Origin of the sequence: Mycobacterium sp. 1164985.4, assembly GCF_001668575.1 — a bacterium.
Lineage (GTDB): Bacteria > Actinomycetota > Actinomycetes > Mycobacteriales > Mycobacteriaceae > Mycobacterium.
The window spans coordinates 134881-153368 of the sequence record NZ_LZMD01000111.1 but is presented as its reverse complement, the minus strand read 5'-3'; the positions used below and the strand labels follow the sequence as shown (position 1 = coordinate 153368).

The window sequence follows — 18488 nt, the reverse complement described above, 5'->3', positions numbered from 1 at the left end:
GTTCATCGGTCCAGCGGATTCACAGCGAACGCTCGAGAAGCACCTTGCCGGAGTCGGGTGAAACAAGTTGCACGGCAGCGATTTCGTCCATCTGCATCGGCGTGGTGGCGCTCGGCAACGCGGTCGCACCGGAGAGCCCCAGCCATGTCGCCACCTGGTTGCGGCTGCCGTCATGGCCCACGACCACCATCCCCAAATTCTGCGGCGGCGCATCGCGGCGGCCCCAATCGCCGTACGTGCACGCCATGTCGATCCGGGTGCCCCAGCCGTACCCCGTCATCGAGATGGTCGCGTTGATCGGTGTCTCGGACACCTTGGTCATCTCCAGTTGCTGACTCGAGGCCGTGGGCGGTGTGCCGGTCTGCAGCCCGAATGCCTCGGGGCGGACCGCGATCACGATCCCGATCGCCATCACCGCGGCGGCCAGACCGACGGCGGCCGAGGCCAGCCATCGCGAGCGCCTGCGACGCGAGCGCACCGTGTCGAGTAGGCCGGTCAGCAGTTCGGCGGGCGGTTCGGCCCGCACCGGGTCGAGGCCATCGAACTCTGCGGGTTCGACCGTGCTCAGCAAGGCGGGTATACCACTGAGTTCGGCCACGGCGGCCGCGCAGCGCTCACAAGCGTCCAGATGCGCCTCGTACTCACGGCGCTCCCCCTCGGAGAGCGATCCCAGAACGTAGGCGGCGTCCCATGTCACGTACCGGTCGTCGCCCGTCCGGCCGACGGCCGGTTCGAATGGCGTCACGGTGTCACCCCCATCTCCTCCAGCCGAAGCTTGAGCGCACGCACCCCGTAGTGGAGCCGCGACTTCACGGTTCCTTCCGCGATGTGCAGATCGGCCGCGATCTGCGCCGTGGTCCAGCCCTGGTAATACGCGCGACTGATGACCGCGCGATGCTCCTCGGACAGTTCACCGATGGCTTCGCCGAGCATCATTCGGTTCAACGCAGCCTCCACCTCGTCGGGCCCGGGCCGGTCCGCGGTTGTTTCCATGTCGGCGGTGCCCGACTCACTGCGGAACCGGGCGCTGCGCGCTTCGTCGATGATGAGGTTGCGGGCCACGGTGAACAACCACGCCCGCGCCGACCTCGAGGCGTCGGCCGTCACCTCGGGGTGCCGCCACGCCCGCAGTAGCGTTTCCTGCACGACGTCCTCCGCCCGGGCCGTATCGCCCGTCAGCCGCACCGCATAGCGCCAGATCGCGGCGGCGTGCTCCGCGTAGAGCACCCGCATCACGGTCGCTTCCGGGTCGTCCAATATCAACCTCCGCTTTAGACACGAGGTTGGCGGTCGTCCGGTTCAGTATTCGCGCTTGTCAGCGCTAACAGGTGAGGATGCGCGGTCCGTCTTCGGTGGCGGCCACCGTGTGCTCCCAGTGCGCAGCGCGCGAGCCGTCCGCGGTGATGACGGTCCACTCGTCGTCGAGGACCACCGTCTTGGTGGTGCCGAGCGTGAGCATCGGCTCGATGGCCAACACCGAGCCGACCGCCAGGTACGGCCCGCGGCCCGGGGCACCCTCATTGGGCAGGAACGGGTCCATGTGCATCTCACGTCCGATGCCGTGGCCGCCGTAGCCGTCCACGATGCCGAATGCGCGGCCGTACCGTTTCTCGGCGGCGCGCGTCGCGGTCTCGATGGCGTGCGAGACGTCGGTGAGCCGGTTGCCGGGCACCATCGCGGCGGCGCCGGCCTCCATGGCCTCCTTGGTCGCCTGCGACAACGCCTCGTCGACCGGGATCAGCGTCCCGACCCCGAACGTGATCGCCGAATCCCCATGCCAGCCATCGACGATCGCCCCGCAGTCGATGGACACCAGGTCACCGGGCGCGAGGGTCTCGTCGGAGGACGGAATGCCGTGCACCACACGGTCATTGACCGAGGAGCAGATGCTGGCCGGATATCCGTGGTAACCGAGGAAGGACGGTACGCCACCGCCGTCGCGGATCACCGACTCGGCGATCTCGTCGAGCGCCAGCGTCGATACCCCGGGAGCCGCGGCTTCACGCACCGCCGCCAGCGCGGAGGCCACCAGGGCTCCGGCGACCGCCATCGCGTCGAGTTCACCGGGGGTGCGCTGCGGAACGACCTTGCGGCCGCGCAGGCCCATCAGGCCCATACCGGTTTACTTACCAAGCGCCTGCAGCGCCCGCGCGAACACCTCGTCCAGGCCGCCGACCGCGTCGACCTGCTGCAGGTTGTTGCCGCTGTAGTACTCCAACAGCGGGTAGGTCTCGTCGCGGTAGACCTGCATGCGGTTGCGGATCACGTCTTCGGTGTCGTCTTCGCGGCCGCGGGACTTGAGCCGCTTGAACAGCTCGTCCTCGGAGACCTTGAACTCCAGCACCGCGTCGAGCTTGGTGTTGTGGCGTTTGAGCATCTCGTCGAGGGCCTTGGCCTGCTCCACGGAGCGCGGGTAACCGTCGAGGATGAACCCGTCGACGGCGTCAGCCTGTTCGATGCGGTCCTCGACGAGCTTGTTGGTCAGCTCCGAGGGCACCAGATCGCCGGCGTCGAGGTACCTCTTGGCCTCCACGCCCAGCGGTGTGCCGTCGCCGATGTTCTTGCGGAAGAGGTCACCGGTCGAGATCTGCGGGATCCCGAGCTTCTCGGAGAGCTTCTGTGCCTGTGTGCCCTTGCCGGCGCCGGGCGGTCCGAGCAGAACGACTCTCACTTCAGGAACCCTTCGTAATTACGCTGCATCAGCTGGCTTTCGATCTGTTTCACGGTATCCAAGCCGACGCCGACCAGGATCAGAACGCCCACACCACCGAACGGCAGGTTCTGCACCGGCCCGCTGCTCCCGACGGAGAGGAACAGGTTGGGCAGGACAGCGATCAGACCCAGGTAGATCGAACCTGGCAGGGTGATCCGGCTCAGCACGTAGCGCAGGTAGTCCGCGGTCGGCTTGCCTGGCCGGATGCCGGGGATGAAGCCGCCGAACTTCTTCATCTCGTCGGCGCGCTCATCGGGGTTGAACGTGATGGACACGTAGAAGTAGGTGAAGAACACGATCAGCCCGAAGTAGATCGCGATGTAGGCCGGGCTGCTCGGGTCAGTCAGATAGCTCGCGACGAAGGTGCTCCACCAGCTGTTGCTGTTCGGGTTTGAGCTCCCGCTCTGGATGAGCTGCGTGATGAGCTGCGGGATGTAGATCAGCGACGAGGCGAAGATCACCGGGATGACGCCGGCCTGGTTGACCTTCAACGGCAGATACGTCGACGTGCCGCCGTACATCTTGCGCCCGACCATCCGTTTGGCGTACTGGACCGGGATCCGACGCTGGCCCTGCTCCACGAACACCACGCCGATGATGATCGCCAGCGCGCCCGCGCAGACCAGGGCGAAGACAAGGCCGCCGCGGCTGTCGAGGATGGTCTTGCCCTCGGCCGGAATCGCGGAGGCGATGCTCGCGAAGATGATCAGCGACATGCCGTTGCCGATGCCGCGCTCGGTGACCAGCTCGCCCATCCACATCACCAGCGCCGCGCCGGCGGTCATCACGAGCACCATCACGACGAGCGTGAAGATGTTCAGACCCTCGTGCTGGCCCTGGATGATGTCCAGCGAGCAGCCCTGGAGCAGGCCGCCGTTCGCGGCGAGCGCCACAATGCTGGTGCTCTGCAGGATCGCGAGCGCAATGGCCAGATAGCGCGTGTACTGCGTCATCTTGGCCTGGCCGGACTGGCCTTCCTTACGCAACTGCTCGAACCGCGGGATCACCACCGTCAACAGCTGCACGATGATGCTCGCGGTGATGTAGGGCATCACACCGACGGCGAACACCGACAGGCGCAGAAGCGCGCCGCCGGAGAACAAATTGATCAGCGAGTAGATCTGTCCGGACTCACCACCGGTGACCTCCGCGACGCACTGCTGCACATTCGGGTAGTTCACCCCGGGAGACGGGATCGAGGCACCGACCCGGTAAAGGATCACGATGCCCAGGGTGAACAGGATCTTTCGCCTCAGGTCGACCGTCCTGAGTGAAGAGATGAAAGCCGAAAGCACTCTTCCTCCTGCGCAGCCGGCCTGTTGATCGCGGCGTGCGGATGGGGCTGGATTCGACCAGCGTCTTGGTTAAGTCGTGTGCGGACCCCCGTCAAGCGCGCAGCCTGCGGAGTCACCCGTCAAACAGTCTACGAGAGTAACAGTTGGGACCCCGTTGGCCCGCATCCCGCTGATCGTCCCGTCCTCACAGCGTTTTCTCAGCCCGGGAACATACCGTGGACCCAATCTCGTTATATCCACTAATTAATAACGTCAGGAGCGATAGATGGCACGTACCGACAACGACACCTGGGACCTCGCATCGAGCGTCGGCGCCACCGCGACGATGGTCGCGGCCGCGCGGGCGATCGCCAGCACCGGCGACGACCCGCTGATCTCCGACCCCTACGCCGAACCGCTGGTGCGCGCCGTCGGTGTCGACTTCTTCACGCGCCTCGCCAGCGGCGAGCTCAAGATCGAGGACCTCGACACGGACAATGCGGCGGTCGGTATGGCGCGGATGACCGACAACATGGCCGTGCGCACCAAGTTCTTCGACGAGTTCTTCCTCGCCGCCACCGGAGGTGGCGATTCAACGGGAGCGGGCGAGGCGGGCATCCGACAGGCGGTGATCCTGGCGTCGGGTCTGGACGCGCGGGCGTACCGGTTGGCCTGGCCGGCCGGGACGACGGTCTACGAGATCGACCAGCCGGAGGTCATCGCGTTCAAGAGCCGGACGCTGGCCGACTTCGGCGCCGAGCCGACCGCGCTGCGCCGTGCCGTGGCCAGCGACCTGCGGTTCGACTGGCCGGAGGCGCTGAAAGCGGCCGGTTTCGATCCGGCCCTGCCGACGGCCTGGAGCGCCGAGGGGCTGCTGGGTTACCTGCCGCCGGAGGCGCAGGACAAGCTGCTCGACACGATCTCCGAGCTGAGCGCACCCGGCAGCCGGGTGGCGGTCGAGAGCGGCCCGTCGAGCACGGACCCGGCCGACCGCGAGAGGGTGTTGGCGCGGATGCAGGAGTCGGCACAGCGGTGGCGCGACCACGGATTCGAACTCGACTTCGCCGATCTGATCTACCTCGGCGACCGCAACGAGGCAGGCGCCTATCTCGAGGAGCGGGGCTGGCGCCTGACGCGGCGCACGGTCGGTGAGCTCCTGGCCGAAAGCGGTCTGCCGCAGCTGCCCGACGACGACGAGGTCAGGTTCGGCGAGCTGCAATACGTCACGGGGATACTCGAGGGATGAGCCGGACGGATTCGGACAGCTGGGATCTGGCGTCGAGCGTGGGCACCACGGCCACGATGGTCGCGGCCGCCCGCGCGATCGCCAGCCGCGACGAGGATCCGCTGTTCGACGACCCGTACGCCGCTCCCCTGGTGCGCGCGGTCGGCATCGACTTCTTCACGAGCCTGGTCGACGGCGGCATCGACGGCAACGACATCGACGGCGCCGGAGCGGACTTCATGGCGAAGATGATCGCGGTGCGCACGCGGTTCTTCGACGACTTCTTCGTACACGCGACGAGCACGGGCATCCGGCAGGCGGTGATCCTGGCGTCCGGTCTGGACTCGCGGTCCTACCGGTTGCCGTGGCCACAGGGGACCGTCGTTTACGAGATCGACCAGCCTCAGGTGATCGAGTTCAAGGCTTCGACGATGTCGTCACTGGGTGCCAGGCCGTCGGCCGAGCTGCGCACCGTCGGTGTCGACTTGCGGGACGACTGGCCGAAAGCACTGCGGGACAGCGGTTTCGATCCGGCACAGCCCACAGCGTGGAGCGCCGAGGGGCTGCTCGTCTACCTGCCACCCGAGGCCCAGGACCGACTGTTCGACGACATCGGGGCGCTGAGCGCACCGGGCAGCAGGCTGGCCACCGAATACCATCCCGACGCCGCGGCGACGATCGGCGAACGCAGCAAGGCGATCAGCAAGCAGTGGGGCGACAACGGTGCGCACCTCGACATCTCGCACCTGTTCTATGCGGGCGAGCGCCGTCACGTCGGCGAATATCTCACCGAACACGGATGGCAGGTTTCTGCGAGAAACCGGCCCCAGGTGTTCGCCGACTACGGCCGCGCCTTTCCCGATACCGATCTGCTTGCGCCGATGCGGGATTCGCTCGCGATCATCGCGACCCGAGACTGAGGAGCACGAATGGCACGCAGCGACAACGACACCTGGGACCTGGCATCCAGCGTCGGCTCGACCGCAACGATGGTCGCCGCACAACGCGTGTTGAGCCACCGCGAAGGCCTGATCGACGACCCGTACGCCGAACCTCTGGTGCGCGCGGTCGGGCTCGATTTCTTCGTGCGCGCGCTCGACGGCGAGATATCGCTCGAAGCTGTCGACCCTCGATTCAATACGCGCCGGGCCGCCGAGGGCATGAGCGTGCGCACCCGCCATTTCGACCGCATGTTCACCGACGCCGTCGACGCGGGTGTCCGCCAGGCGGTGATCCTGGCTTCTGGGCTCGACGCCCGCGCCTACCGGCTGCCGTGGCCGACTGGCACCATCGTCTTCGAACTCGATCAGCCCGACGTCATCGCCTTCAAGAGCAATACGCTCGCGGCGCTGGGAGCCGAGCCGACGACGGACCGGCGGGCCATCGCGATCGATCTGCGCGAGGATTGGCCGAAATCCCTGCTGGACAACGGCTTCGACCCGACGAAGCCGGCGGCGTGGAGCGCCGAGGGGCTGCTGATCTACCTGCCACCCGAGGCGCAGGATCTGTTGTTCGACCGGATCCACGAGCTGAGCGCGCCCGGTAGTCGGCTCGCGACCGAGCACATCCCCGACGTCAGCATGTTCGCCGACGAGCGCTCGCGCGAGATCGCCGAGCGATTGCAGGCATACGGGCAGAACATCGAGATGGGTGAGCTCATCTATCACGGCGAGCGCAACGACGTCGTCGAGTATCTCACCAACCGCGGCTGGGACGTCACGACGCAGAAGATGCCAGATGCATACGCCGCCAACGGATTCACGTTCGACGAGAACAGCACGATCGGCCTGTTCACCGACATGACCTACCTGTCGGCGATCAAGCGCTGACCCAGAACCGGTGCTCGCCCAGCCACAACGCGCCGAGCCCGGTGAACCTAGAACCGGTGGTCTCCGAGCCAGAGCGCCTTCGCACCAGTCAACGACTGGTGCGTCTCATCGAGAATTTCTGCAGCAGATCGGCTCAGCAGAGCCGCCACTGCATGCGACAACGACGCGGCTGCCGGCCTCGAGGATGATTTGGGTCGGAACATGTCGATCAGGGAAGCTTCGGGGTAGTTGACGACGCGAACGTCCTCGTCGCTATTTATCCCGGCGAGCGCCTTGGCCCGATCAATCGCCGTCCGCAGCCCGCCGAGTTCGTCGACCAGGCCGTGCTCCAGTGCATCGGCGCCGGTCCATACCCTACCCCGGGCGACCGCATCGACGGCCTTCGCGGACATATTGCGGCCGGCGGCGACTCGTTCAATGAAGTCAGCGTAGGCCAGGTCGGCCTCACCCTCGACGCGCGCGCGTTGTTCCTCTGTGAACGGTTGGTCGATGGACCACGCGTCTGCATTAGCATTCGTGCGTACCGCGTCGGTACCTAGACCAAGGCGTTCTTTGAGCCCCCGGGCGATGAGCTTACCGGTGAAAACACCGATGGAGCCGGTAATAGTGCCGGGGTTCGCAATGATGAGGTCCGCACACATCGACACGTAATAGCCGCCCGATGCGGCTTCCGCGCCCATCGACGCCACAACAGGCTTGCCACCGTCCCGGACTCTGATGACTTCCCGCCAAATGCTTTCCGAGGCAGTCAGGGTGCCGCCTGGGCTGTCAACCCGCAGCACGACGGCAGACACGTCGTCATCGGCGGCTGCCTTACGCAGTGCGGCCGAGATGGTGTCGGCTCCGATATTTCCTCTGCCGAACGGCACCAACTGGGGCGCGCCATGGCCACTGACGATTGCGCCATGGACCGTGACCACGGCGATGACTGGCTTGGACTTACGCCCCGGTATCGACGGCACGGGTCGTGAAGCGGTACCGCGGGCATACCGCGACAGGAACAGCCGCGGCGGCGCGTCATCGGCGTCCGCATCCGCCCCGGGCGTGAAGTCCGGCGCCCCAACCAATTCGGCGAGTCGAGCGTAAGCCTCGTCGCGGAAACCGACGCGGTCGATCAGCCCGCCCGCCAGGGCGTCGTCACGAAGCAGCGGCGCCTTGTCGGCGAGGGCGTCGACTTCAGTGAGGGTTAGGTGACGCGACTCCGAGACCGCCCGCCACACCTGGTTCTGAAAGCTGGCAAGGACGCGGCTCAGCGCCTCCCGGTCAGCTTTGGTGTATTTGTCCTCAGTGAAACGATTTGTGGCGGACTTGTATTCGCCACGCGCGATGAACTGCGCCTCGACACCGATCTTGTCGAGCGCGCCGCGGAGGAACATCGCATTCGTCGCGAATCCCACCAGGCCGACGGTGCCCGCCGGCTGCATCCAGACCTCGCGGAACGCCGACGCCAGGTAGTACGACAGGGTGCCCGGATAGGTTTCGGCCCACGCCAGTGACGGTTTGACGTCGCTGAACGCGGAGATCGCCGACCGCAGTTCCTGTACCGGGCCCGGCGACGCGGCCGGCAGCTGCACCCGCGCGACCAACCCGGCGACCCGGTTGTCGTCCGCCGCGCGGTGGATCGCGGCGACGGCCTCACCCAGCAGTAGCGGCTTGCCCGCCCCGGAGATCAACGCGAGCGGATCAAAGCCGCCGGTCTCGTTCGGCACGGACGTCAGATCGAGTTCGAGCACACACCCGTTCGGGACACCGTTGTGGCGGGCGGTGTCGATGCGCCGGGCCAGTGCGCGTAGATCGGCCAGACCGGGCAGTCCGGGCATGCCGGGGAGGAAGGCGAGCATGGTTCGAGCGTACCGACGCCGCCTCGCGGCGAACCCCGTCTACCGTGGTGCCGTGCGCTTCGACATCTCCCTTCCGCAGCGCGTGGCGGCCGGCTTCGACTCCGAGGGTATTCGCGACTACTTGATCCGGGCCGAGGAACTGGGCTTCACCGGTGCGTGGACGCTGGAGCAGACGATCGGCCCGTCACCGCTGCTCGCGCCGCTGGAGATGCTGGCCTGGGCCGCGGGGCACACCGAGCGGCTCCGCCTCGGGGTGGCCGTCCTGGTCACCACCCTGCATGAACCGCTTCAGCTCGCTTCGGCGGTCACGGCCGTCGACCACCTCAGCCACGGCCGGCTCGACCTCGGTGTGGCTCCGGGCGGGGGCAAGCGCAAGTTCGCCGCGTTCGGGGTCGAACCCGCCACCTTCGTCCGCACCTTCACCGAGGGGCTCGAGCTGATGAAGGCGGCGTGGTCCGACGACCCGAAGGTGACGTACCGCGGGCGTTTTCGCGACGTCGACGCGTTACCGGTACAACCGAAGCCCGTCCAGCGGCCGCACCCGCCCATCTGGTTCGGGGCCAACGCCCCTCGCGCGATCGCCAGGGCGGTGCGGCACGGTGACGCGTTCCTCGGGGCGGGGTCGTCCACCACGGCCGCGTTCACCGAAGCTGTCCAGACCGTGCGCCGCGAGCTCAGGAAACAGAATAGAGAGGCAACGGGTTTTACGATCGGCAAGCGTGTGTACCTGATCGTCGACGACGACCCTGCGCGCGCCGAGGAGCGAGTGTTGGCCGGCCTGCACCGCATCTACGGCGGCATGGCAGGCATCGACACCGTGCCGGTCTCGGGCCCCCCGGCCGACGTTGTTCAAGGGCTGCGCGAGGTCATTGACGCAGGCGCCGAGATGCTTTTGCTCAACCCGGTCGGGGAGAACGTTGCCGAGGACCGCGAACAGATGGAACATCTGGCGGCAGCGGTGATTCCGCACCTGCGGTGACGGCCCAACGCGTCGGGAAGTTCGCTGACGCTTAGGTGATTCAAGTTTTATTGATCTTGGTGGTAAACCGGGATCATGATCGCGAAACTGAGAACCCTCGCCCCGCTGCTGATGGCGGGCGCGGCCGCGACGGCGATCGCCGCGGCAGCGATGGCGGTCGCCCAGAGCTACCCGGGCACGCCGACCAATTACGTCACGCAGGGGCCCGACTAGGGCGGCTGCGCCGCCGACGGTACGTGCGGCCACGGCGGACCGGACGGCGGCGGTGGCTGCACCGCTGCCGGAGTCTGCGGTCACGGCGGCCCCTGGGGCGGCGGCGGCGGCTGCGTGCCCGGTGTCGGATGCTTCGAGTGGCGGCAGTAGATCAGCGGCCCATGAAGCGGCCGTGCTGCGGGCAATAGACGGCGACCGCTGCGCGCATCAGGCCGGCGGCCTGTCCACGGTCCATGCCGGTGCTCGCGAGGCGATTGACCACCCCGCGCACGACGGGAACGGGGTTGGCGGTACCAGCCAGACCGGAAGTGAGCATGTCGCAGATCCCGTGCCCCAACGTCGGCAGGTCGGTTTCGCCGAGCGGGATGTTCAGCGCAGCGACCTGATCGGCGAACTTCGCGTCCACGGCTGCGTTCTCATCCTGGGCATGGGCGGCCGCCGTGCCTGCGGACAACGCGAGACCGGCGGCCACGGCGGCGACGGTGAGCCGGCGGATGAGGGTCATGTCTGCTCCTGAGAGTTCGCGCCTACGCACAATATCGGTTGACGGCGCACGGCGTTACGCCCGCCCGAACACGAAAGCCCCCGCCGTGACGGCAGGGGCTCCCGATCGACAGTTGTTACAGCTCGGTCGCCGAGCCGCCCGCCGCAGAGATCTTCTCGCGTGCGCTGCCGCTGAACTTGTGCGCGGTGACGTTCACCTTCACGGTGAGCTTTCCGTCACCGAGCACCTTGACCAGCGTGTTCTTGCGCACCGCACCCGCGGCCACCAGCTCGTCCACGCTGACATCGCCGCCCTTCGGGAACAGCTTGTTGATGTCGCCGACGTTGACGACCTCGTACTCGGTACGGAAGCGGTTGCGGAAGCCCTTGAGCTTCGGCAGCCGCATGTGGATCGGCATCTGGCCGCCCTCGAACGTCGCGGGGACGTTCTTGCGGGCCTTGGTGCCCTTGGTACCGCGACCCGCGGTCTTACCCTTCGAACCCTCACCTCGACCCACGCGGGTCTTGGCGGTCTTCGAGCCGGGTGCAGGCTTCAGGTCATGGAGCTTGATGGGTGTCATGCTTTAGCCTTTCGCTCTTCGCGCGAGCGCTCATCGCCGGCCTCTACTGCTTCAACTTTGACGAGGTGATGCACGGTCTTGATCAGGCCGCGCGTCTGCGCGTTGTCCTCGCGGACGACGGACTGGCGGATCTTATGCAGCCCCAGCGACCGCAGGCTCTCCCGCTGCTTCCAGCGCGCACCGATGGTGCTGCGCACCTGGGTGATCTTCAGTGTCTTTTGTGGTGCCATGGTTACGCTGACCCCTCACGCGCAGCCGACGCGGCGAGCGCCTCGGCCTCACGACGCGCCCGCAGCATGCCCGCGGGCGCCACGTCCTCGATCGGCAGGCCACGTCGGGCCGCGACCTCTTCTGGACGCTGCAGCAGCTTCAGCGCGGCGACGGTGGCATGCACCACGTTGATCGCGTTGTCGCTGCCCAGCGACTTGGCCAGGATGTCGTGCACGCCTGCGCATTCCAGCACCGCGCGAGCGGCACCGCCGGCGATCACACCGGTACCGGGGCTGGCCGGACGCAGCATCACGACACCGGCGGCGGCTTCGCCCTGCACCGGGTGGGTGATGGTGCCGCCGATCAGCGGGACCCGGAAGAAGTTCTTGCGGGCCTCTTCGACGCCCTTGGCGATAGCGGCCGGAACTTCCTTGGCCTTGCCGTAGCCGACACCGACCATGCCCTTGCCGTCGCCGACGATCACCAGCGCGGTGAAGCTGAATCGGCGACCACCCTTGACCACCTTGGACACGCGGTTGATGGAGACGACGCGCTCGAGGTAGTTGCTCTTGTCACCGCCGTCGCGACCACGACCGCCACGGTCGTCGCGGCGGCCACGTCCGTCGCGGTCTCGCGACCCGCGGCCGTCCTGGGGGCCGCCGGCTGTTGCCTGTTCGGCCATCATGCAGTCCTTCCCATTGTATTGAAGTCAGTCATCAGAATTGCAGTCCGCCCTCGCGCGCCGCATCGGCCAGCGCCGCGATCCGTCCGCCGTAGGTGTAACCCCCGCGGTCGAACACGACCTTGTCGATCCCTGCGGCCTTCGCGCGCTCGGCGATCAGCTGACCGACCCGCACGCTGTGCGCTTTCTTGTCCCCGTCGACCGCCCGTACGTCGGCCTCGATCGAGGACGCGGCGGCCAGAGTGGTGCCTTCCAGGTCGTTCACCAGCTGCACGTGGATGTGCCGCGACGAACGGTTGACCACCAAACGCGGCACCTCTGCCGTGCCGGAGATCTTCTTGCGCAACCGAGCATGGCGACGCAGCCGCGCGACCCGCCGGGTCTCGGAGATGTTCTGGCCCACGGGCTTGCGCGCAGGCGCTGCCGAATCCTTTGTGGTTGAAGCCATTTCTACTTACCTGTCTTTCCGACCTTGCGGCGGATCTGCTCGCCCTCGTAGCGGATCCCCTTGCCCTTGTAGGGGTCGCTCTTGCGCAAGCGGCGGATGTTCGCCGCGACCTGGCCGACCTTCTGCTTGTCGATGCCGGAGATCGAGAACTTCGTCGGCGTCTCCACCGCGAACGTGACACCCTCGGGCGCGTTGATCGTCACCGGGTGGCTGTAGCCCAACGCGAACTCGAGGTTGGACCCCTTGAGCTGCACGCGGTAACCGACACCGAAGATCTCCATCTTGGTGGTGTAACCCTCGGTGACACCGGTGATCAGGTTCGCCACCAGCGTCCGTGACAGACCGTGCAGCGAACGGCTGCGCCGCTCGTCGTCCGGACGCGTCACCACGATGGCGCCGTCGTCGTCACGGGAGACCCGGATCGGGTCGGCCACCGACAGTTCGAGAGTCCCCTTGGGCCCCTTGACCGACACGTTCTGCCCGTCGATCGAGACGTCGACCCCGCTGGGGACCGGGACCGGCTGCTTTCCAATACGCGACATTTGAGCTCTACTCCCTCTCGCCTACCACACGTACGCGAGGACTTCGCCGCCCACGCCCTCTTGGGCTGCCTGGCGGTCGGTTCGGAGGCCCGACGACGTGGAGATGATCGCCACGCCGAGGCCTCCGAGAACCCGCGGCAGGTTGGTGGATTTCGCGTACACCCGCAGACCGGGCTTGGACACGCGGCGCAGACCGGCGATGCTTCGCTCGCGGCTGGGGCCGTACTTCAGTTGTACGACAAGCGACTTGCCGACCCGAGCATCCTCGGTGCGGTAGTCGGCGATGTAGCCCTCGCGCTTCAGGATCTCGGCGATGTTGGCCTTGATCTTGGAGTGGGGCAGTGTCACCTCGTCGTGGTACGCCGAATTGGCGTTGCGCAGACGTGTCAAGAAGTCTGCGATCGGGTCCGTCATAGTCATCGAGCGCTGCTCCTCTTCGTTGCTGCGTCCCCCTCGCAGCTGCGCGGCTGGGGGTACCCCCACCGCATCGTCATCGCGGTCATGACAGCGGTCTCACCTTTCTCGCGGTGGTTCCCGGTATCCGGGCCTGCCGCAACCTGTTTGGTTGGTCTGGTCTGTTGGCGTGCTCGCGGCGCTTCGCGCGAGCGCTCATCGCTGTTACCAGCTGCTCTTCTGCACGCCGGGCAGTTCGCCGGCGTGCGCCATTTCGCGCAGGCAGATCCGGCACAGGCCGAACTTGCGGAAGACGGCGTGCGGACGCCCGCAGCGCTGGCAGCGGGTGTAGGCGCGCACCTTGAACTTCGGCTTCTTGTTGGCCTTGTTGACCAGTGCCTTCTTTGCCATTACTCAGTTCTCCTTGAACGGAAAGCCCAGCGCCCGCAGCAGCGCTCGTCCTTCGTCGTCGGTCGTCGCCGAGGTGACGACGGTGATGTCCATGCCACGGGGGCGGTCGATGGAGTCCACGTCGATCTCGTGGAACACCGACTGCTCGGTCAGACCGAAGGTGTAGTTGCCGGTGCCGTCGAACTGCTTGGGGCTCAAGCCGCGGAAGTCGCGGATACGCGGGAGCGCGATCGAGATCAGCCGGTCAAGGAACTCCCACATCCGGTCGCCGCGCAGCGTGACGCGCGCACCGATCGGCATGCCCTCGCGGAGCTTGAACTGCGCGATGGACTTGCGGGCCCGGCGGATCTCCGGCTTCTGGCCGGTGATCAGAGCGAGGTCGTTGACCGCACCGTTGATCAGCTTCGCGTCGCGCGCGGCGTCGCCGACACCCATGTTGACGACGACCTTGATCACGCCGGGGATCTGCATGACGTTGGCGTAGCCGAATTCCTTGGCCAGCGCGTCGCGGATCTCTTCGCGGTAGCGCTGCTTCAGGCGCGGGAGGGTCTTCTCAGCGGTAGTCATGTCAGATGTCCTTGCCGTTGGTCTTGGCGATGCGGACCTTCTTGCCCGTCTCCTCGTCAACCTGGTATGCGACGCGGGTGGGCTTGCCGTCGGAGTCGACGACCATCACGTTGGAGGCGTCGATCGGCGCCTCCTGGGTGACGATGCCGCCGGACTTGGCGCCGCGCTCGTTGCTCGACACCGCCGTGTGCTTCTTGATCCGGTTGACGCCCTCGACCAGCACCTTGTTGCGGGTCGGGTAGGCGACCAGGACCTTGCCCTTGGCGCCCTTGTCCTTACCGGAGATGACCAGGACGGTGTCGCCCTTGTGGACCTTCATCTACAACACCTCCGGAGCGAGCGAGACGATCTTCATAAAGCGCTTCTCGCGCAGTTCGCGGCCGACCGGCCCGAAGATGCGCGTTCCACGCGGGTCGTTGTCGGGCTTGATGATCACGGCGGCGTTCTCGTCGAACTTGATGTAGCTGCCGTCGGCCCGGCGGCGTTCCTTGACGGTGCGCACGACGACGGCCTTCACCACATCACCGCGCTTGACGTTGCCGCCCGGAATGGCGTCCTTGACGGTCGCCACGATGACATCGCCGATGCCGGCGTAGCGTCGCGACGAGCCACCGAGCACACGGATGCACAAGATCTCCTTGGCGCCCGTGTTGTCGGCGACCTTGAGCCGCGATTCCTGCTGAATCACTCGATCTCCTCGACCTGGTTTTTGTATGCACGCCAGATACCGACCTGGACGTGCGCGGTCTTGCTGTCACCTATGAGCACGCGGGGCCTGCCGAACGACTGGCCGAGGTCTGCCCAAGGCAACCGCCTGATTCTATGGGAGGACCTGCAGGAAACCAAATCGTCGCTGATCAGCGGCCCCTGCCCAACGGGTGGGCGCGTTCGTCGACGCCTTCAGGGTATGACGATGCCGAAGTCGCCCAGCAGCGGCGAGGTCAGCGGGTCGAAGTCCGCACCCTGCGCCGGAGCCTCGACGTGCACCGCGACCAGGTACTCGCCGCTGGTCGTCGGGATATGGGCCAGCCTGTCGCCGAACTCGACAGCGTGCTCTGGCGAGTCCGCCCACGATCCGAGCAGCTTCTGGCCGCTGAAGCCGCACAATTCGGCCGGCAGCACGCTCAGGGTGCTGATGTCGGAGGCCGCCATGGCCTCGTCGGCATAGCGGTCGAAGGCTTCGGCGGGCGGCAGCGTCGTCTTGGCGATCGTGACCGACGCCGACATCCCGTCCGGACCGGCCAGCCGAAGGCCGACGTCGCCCTCTCCCTGCGTGGTTGACCACCCCGCTGGGAGCACCACCGTGATCTTCGGCGCGGCCGGATCGGACACCGACGCCTCTTCGTAGGGGGGGTCGGGCATATCGCAGGCGCTGCCCGCCGGCGAAGGCGATGCGGTCGTCGACACGATGCCTGGCTGTTCGGTATCGGCTTCAGCGGCGGGGCTCGTGGTCGACGACGGCGGGGCGGTGCTGACGGAGATGGTCGTATCGGAGACGACGGCCTCTTCCGCGATCGGCGTGCCTTCGCTGTTGTCGATGCACGATGTCAGCAGGCATGTCAGCGCGATCGTCGACCACGCGGCGTTCTTCATGAGCTGGATCCCGCCTTGTCCTCAGTCCTGCGCGAAAGCGCGCGCGAACTCCCTCTCCACGTCCACGTACGGCTTACCCGAGACGTCGATGTTCACCTGGGTGATGGTGCCGCCGGTGAAGGCGAACGGGGGCTTGTACGACCGCGAGACCGGGGATCCCGAGTTCCTGCCGATGCTCAGACTGGCACCGGCAAGCCCGAACGTCCCCGGATGCACACGCATGCCGCTGAACGTCGCGACCTCTTGGTCGTCGATGTACAGCGCAGCGTCTCCCAACGGAGTGTGGCTGCCCTCTGCGGTTCCGGTGCGCACGTACGCGACCCCGAATATGTGCCGCCCCAACGGTATCGGGTCCGGCGACGACAGCTGTTGTTCCTGTTCGCCGAGGAAGTTGTAGACGTAGTGGAGCCGGCCATCCTGGATGAACATCACGTGTCCCCCGTGTGCGCCACCGTGTTTGAAGATCACGCCCTCCGCTCCGGAGGTGTCGATCGTCAGCTCGGCCATCACCGAGAACGACCGGCCCATGATCTCGGCCGCCGCGCCGGTGCCGACGTCGGCCGTTCCGGGGTAGTAGAGGTAGGACTCGCGCTGCCCGGCGAGGCTGGGCCGCCACCGCGATATGGTGTCGAAGATGTTGAGGTCGCCCAGCGGAAGGCCGTTGTACTTGTCGGCTTCGGTGAACCACAGTTTCTTGAGTTCTTCGAGCTTGCCTGGTTTTTCGGCGGCCAGATCATGGCACTGGCTGCGGTCGGCTTCGATGTGGAACAGCTCCCACCGGTCTTTGTCGAAGTGCGACCAACCGGCCGGGGAGGCGGCGTGGACGGTGTTGGCGAACCAGCCGTCATGCCAGATTCCCCGCGTGCCGAGCATCGTGTAGAACTGCGTGTGCTTATCGGTCACGGCCGACGAATCTTTGAGCGCCGCCTCGAAACTCACACCGTCCAACGGCTTCTGCGGTACTCCCCTGACCGTCTCCGGCGGCGTGATTCCCAACAGTTCGTAGATGGTTGGGGTGACGTCGCACACGTTGATGTAGGTGTCCAGTACCTCGCCGTGCGCGGCGATGCCCTTGGGCCAGGAGATGATTGCGGGGTCGGCTATTCCGCCTTCGTGCGAAGCGTAGCGCTTGAAGAGCTTGTAGGGGGCGTTGAACGCCATCGCCCAGCCGGTCGGATAGTGGTTGTAGGTATCCGGTCCGCCGAGATTGTCGAGCAGCCGTAGACCGTCCTCGACCGTGTCGATGTAGCCGTTGAAGAACTTGACCTCGTTGACCGAGCCGTTCGGTCCGCCTTCCCCGCTCGCCCCGTTGTCGGAGATGACGACGATGATCGTGTTGTCGAGCTGACCCGAGTCCTCCAGATAGTCGAGGATGCGGCCGATCTGGGCGTCGGTGTACGACAGGAAGCCGGCGAACACCTCGGCCATGCGGGAGAACAGGCGTTTCTCGTCGTCACTGAGCTCGTTCCAGGGCCGCACCGAGTCCTGCTCCGGCCACGGTTCACCGTTGGGTCCCTTGATGTCTCCATACGGATTCATCGGTGAGAGTTCGGTATCGGCGGGGACGATACCGAGCCCCTTCTGGTTCTCGAGCACCATCTCGCGGTAACGCTCGTAGCCCATGTCGAACTTGCCGGCGTAGCGGTCGGCCCACTCCTTGAATACGTGATGCGGCGCGTGGCCGGCTCCGGGACACACGTAGGAAAACCACGGCTTGTCAGGTGCGATGACCTTCGCATCGCGGATGAACTCGATCGTCCTGTCCGCCAGGTCTTTTGACAGGTGGTAGCCCTCCTCCGGTGTCGTCGGCGGAGCAACGGGATGGTTGTCATAGACCAGGTCCGGATACCATTGGTCCGTCTCACCGCCCATGAAACCGTAGAAACGCTCGAAGCCCCGTGACAGCGGCCAATGTCGTTTCGTAGAAGCTAGATTCGACTCCTCGAGTGGGGTCAGATGCCACTTTCCGACGCAGTAGGTGTTGTATCCGTGCTCGGCGAGCACCTCGGACAGCAGCGCGGTGTCGAATGGAATCCGGCCGTTGCAACCGGGAAAGCCGTCGGTGAACTCTTCGATGGTGGCCATGCCGACGGTCGTCGGATTTCGACCCGTCAGCAGTGAGGCGCGGGTCGGCGAGCAGAGCGCGGTGGTGTGGAACTGCGAGAGCCGAACGCCGCGTTCGGCGATACGGCTCATAGTCGGCATCTCGACAAGCCCACCAAAGCAGTCCCATGTGGCGATCCCGATGTCGTCCCACACGAGGTACAGGATGTTGGGTGCGCCGTCGGGGGCGGTGGGCGCAGCGTAGGGTCCCCAGTCCGGTTCGGAGTCTCGGATGTCGAGTTCGATCCTGCCGTTGAATTCGGTTGCCATGCCCCGCCTCGGTGTCGCGTCGAAGGTTGGCCCGGAGATTACACCCGGGCGTCCCGGTTGGCTGACGATCTGACGTCGAGGTCATCAACGCGAGTCGCGCCCCAGGGCGGCGATGCGTCGCTGCAAGTCCC

Annotated in this window: 25 protein-coding genes; 5 read left to right on the top strand and 20 right to left on the bottom strand. The window is 66.2% G+C overall.

The genetic code is table 11. The features are described 5' to 3' along the window. Nucleotides 1–19 precede the first annotated feature (19 nt). The 5 genes from A5650_RS25105 to secY all read right to left on the bottom strand — a co-directional run bounded on the left by A5650_RS25105 (nt 20) and on the right by secY (nt 4008). Nucleotides 20–745 (bottom strand): anti-sigma factor family protein, encoded by a 726-nt coding sequence (locus tag A5650_RS25105; RefSeq protein ID WP_067298471.1) that lies wholly within the window; start codon nt 743–745, stop codon nt 20–22. Then, the gene (locus A5650_RS25100) at nt 742–1257 is read right to left on the bottom strand and encodes a sigma-70 family RNA polymerase sigma factor (protein ID WP_067298470.1); all 516 of its coding nucleotides are present in this window, start codon (nt 1255–1257) and stop codon (nt 742–744) included. Before A5650_RS25100 ends, A5650_RS25105 begins: the two co-directional genes overlap by 4 nt. A 64-nt stretch (nt 1258–1321) precedes the next feature. Further along, nucleotides 1322–2116 carry a type I methionyl aminopeptidase gene (gene map / locus A5650_RS25095; RefSeq protein ID WP_067298469.1) on the bottom strand — a complete coding sequence of 265 codons (795 nt, stop codon included), beginning with the start codon at nt 2114–2116 and terminating at the stop codon, nt 1322–1324. Nucleotides 2117–2122: 6 nt separating this feature from the next. Beyond that, nucleotides 2123–2671, bottom strand: coding sequence for an adenylate kinase (locus A5650_RS25090; protein ID WP_067298468.1), 549 nt, complete (start codon nt 2669–2671; stop codon nt 2123–2125). Further along, on the bottom strand, nt 2668–4008 hold the full coding sequence (gene secY / locus A5650_RS25085) for a preprotein translocase subunit SecY (protein ID WP_067298467.1): 1341 nt from the start codon (nt 4006–4008) through the stop codon (nt 2668–2670). The genes A5650_RS25090 and secY overlap by 4 nt, the downstream gene beginning before the upstream one ends. Nucleotides 4009–4273: 265 nt before the next feature. On the opposite strand from secY, the gene A5650_RS25080 reads away from it, so the two are divergent. Genes A5650_RS25080 through A5650_RS25070 form a run of 3 tightly spaced genes read left to right on the top strand, consistent with a single transcriptional unit; the run spans nt 4274 to nt 7041 of the window. Further along, nucleotides 4274–5233, top strand: coding sequence for a class I SAM-dependent methyltransferase (locus tag A5650_RS25080; protein WP_067298466.1), 960 nt, complete (start codon nt 4274–4276; stop codon nt 5231–5233). Next, nucleotides 5230–6132 (top strand): class I SAM-dependent methyltransferase, encoded by a 903-nt coding sequence (locus A5650_RS25075; protein ID WP_067298465.1) that lies wholly within the window; start codon nt 5230–5232, stop codon nt 6130–6132. The genes A5650_RS25080 and A5650_RS25075 overlap by 4 nt, the downstream gene beginning before the upstream one ends. 9 nt (nt 6133–6141) lie before the next feature. Next, the gene (locus tag A5650_RS25070) at nt 6142–7041 is read left to right on the top strand and encodes a class I SAM-dependent methyltransferase (protein WP_067298464.1); all 900 of its coding nucleotides are present in this window, start codon (nt 6142–6144) and stop codon (nt 7039–7041) included. A gap of 47 nt (nt 7042–7088) precedes the next feature. Here A5650_RS25070 and sppA read toward each other — a convergent pair whose 3' ends face one another. Next, complete coding sequence (gene sppA / locus A5650_RS25065) at nt 7089–8882, bottom strand: signal peptide peptidase SppA (RefSeq protein ID WP_067298463.1); 1794 nt, start codon at nt 8880–8882, stop codon at nt 7089–7091. 52 nt (nt 8883–8934) lie between these two features. Between sppA and A5650_RS25060 the strand changes: the two genes are divergently transcribed. After that, nucleotides 8935–9861, top strand: a complete 927-nt coding sequence (locus A5650_RS25060) for an LLM class flavin-dependent oxidoreductase (RefSeq protein ID WP_067298535.1) — start codon at nt 8935–8937, stop codon at nt 9859–9861. A gap of 75 nt (nt 9862–9936) precedes the next feature. After that, nucleotides 9937–10074 carry a hypothetical protein gene (locus A5650_RS27465; RefSeq protein WP_231992801.1) on the top strand — a complete coding sequence of 46 codons (138 nt, stop codon included), beginning with the start codon at nt 9937–9939 and terminating at the stop codon, nt 10072–10074. A 151-nt stretch (nt 10075–10225) separates the two neighbouring features. Here the strand turns inward: A5650_RS27465 and A5650_RS25055 are convergent, their stop codons facing one another. The 14 genes from A5650_RS25055 to A5650_RS24995 form a co-directional block, all read right to left on the bottom strand. After that, a complete protein-coding gene (locus A5650_RS25055; RefSeq protein ID WP_067298462.1) occupies nt 10226–10579 on the bottom strand; it encodes a DUF732 domain-containing protein in 354 nt (117 codons plus the stop codon). Nucleotides 10580–10694: 115 nt separating this feature from the next. Continuing rightward, complete coding sequence (rplO, locus tag A5650_RS25050; protein ID WP_067298461.1) at nt 10695–11138, bottom strand: 50S ribosomal protein L15; 444 nt, start codon at nt 11136–11138, stop codon at nt 10695–10697. Beyond that, the gene (gene rpmD / locus A5650_RS25045) at nt 11135–11368 is read right to left on the bottom strand and encodes a 50S ribosomal protein L30 (protein ID WP_067298460.1); all 234 of its coding nucleotides are present in this window, start codon (nt 11366–11368) and stop codon (nt 11135–11137) included. Before rpmD ends, rplO begins: the two co-directional genes overlap by 4 nt. Before the next feature lie 2 nt (nt 11369–11370). Continuing rightward, the gene (gene rpsE, locus A5650_RS25040) at nt 11371–12030 is read right to left on the bottom strand and encodes a 30S ribosomal protein S5 (RefSeq protein ID WP_067298534.1); all 660 of its coding nucleotides are present in this window, start codon (nt 12028–12030) and stop codon (nt 11371–11373) included. A gap of 34 nt (nt 12031–12064) precedes the next feature. Next, the gene (gene rplR / locus A5650_RS25035; protein WP_067298459.1) at nt 12065–12478 is read right to left on the bottom strand and encodes a 50S ribosomal protein L18; all 414 of its coding nucleotides are present in this window, start codon (nt 12476–12478) and stop codon (nt 12065–12067) included. A gap of 2 nt (nt 12479–12480) precedes the next feature. Next, entirely contained in the window at nt 12481–13020 is a 540-nt protein-coding gene (gene rplF, locus A5650_RS25030; RefSeq protein WP_067298458.1) for a 50S ribosomal protein L6, read from the bottom strand. A 21-nt stretch (nt 13021–13041) separates the two neighbouring features. Further along, complete coding sequence (rpsH, locus tag A5650_RS25025) at nt 13042–13440, bottom strand: 30S ribosomal protein S8 (protein WP_067298457.1); 399 nt, start codon at nt 13438–13440, stop codon at nt 13042–13044. A 198-nt stretch (nt 13441–13638) separates the two neighbouring features. Next, a complete protein-coding gene (locus tag A5650_RS25020) occupies nt 13639–13824 on the bottom strand; it encodes a type Z 30S ribosomal protein S14 (RefSeq protein ID WP_059101363.1) in 186 nt (61 codons plus the stop codon). A 3-nt stretch (nt 13825–13827) separates the two neighbouring features. Beyond that, on the bottom strand, nt 13828–14391 hold the full coding sequence (gene rplE, locus A5650_RS25015) for a 50S ribosomal protein L5 (RefSeq protein WP_067298456.1): 564 nt from the start codon (nt 14389–14391) through the stop codon (nt 13828–13830). Between the two features lies 1 nt (nt 14392). Beyond that, entirely contained in the window at nt 14393–14710 is a 318-nt protein-coding gene (gene rplX / locus A5650_RS25010; protein ID WP_067298455.1) for a 50S ribosomal protein L24, read from the bottom strand. Then, on the bottom strand, nt 14711–15079 hold the full coding sequence (gene rplN, locus A5650_RS25005) for a 50S ribosomal protein L14 (protein ID WP_067091049.1): 369 nt from the start codon (nt 15077–15079) through the stop codon (nt 14711–14713). It abuts the gene before it with no gap. Then, nucleotides 15076–15201 (bottom strand): hypothetical protein, encoded by a 126-nt coding sequence (locus tag A5650_RS27570; protein WP_286150406.1) that lies wholly within the window; start codon nt 15199–15201, stop codon nt 15076–15078. The genes rplN and A5650_RS27570 overlap by 4 nt, the downstream gene beginning before the upstream one ends. A 90-nt stretch (nt 15202–15291) precedes the next feature. Continuing rightward, nucleotides 15292–15984 carry a hypothetical protein gene (locus tag A5650_RS25000; RefSeq protein WP_067298454.1) on the bottom strand — a complete coding sequence of 231 codons (693 nt, stop codon included), beginning with the start codon at nt 15982–15984 and terminating at the stop codon, nt 15292–15294. A gap of 21 nt (nt 15985–16005) precedes the next feature. Beyond that, nucleotides 16006–18357, bottom strand: coding sequence for an arylsulfatase (locus tag A5650_RS24995; RefSeq protein WP_067298453.1), 2352 nt, complete (start codon nt 18355–18357; stop codon nt 16006–16008). Nucleotides 18358–18488 lie beyond the last annotated feature (131 nt).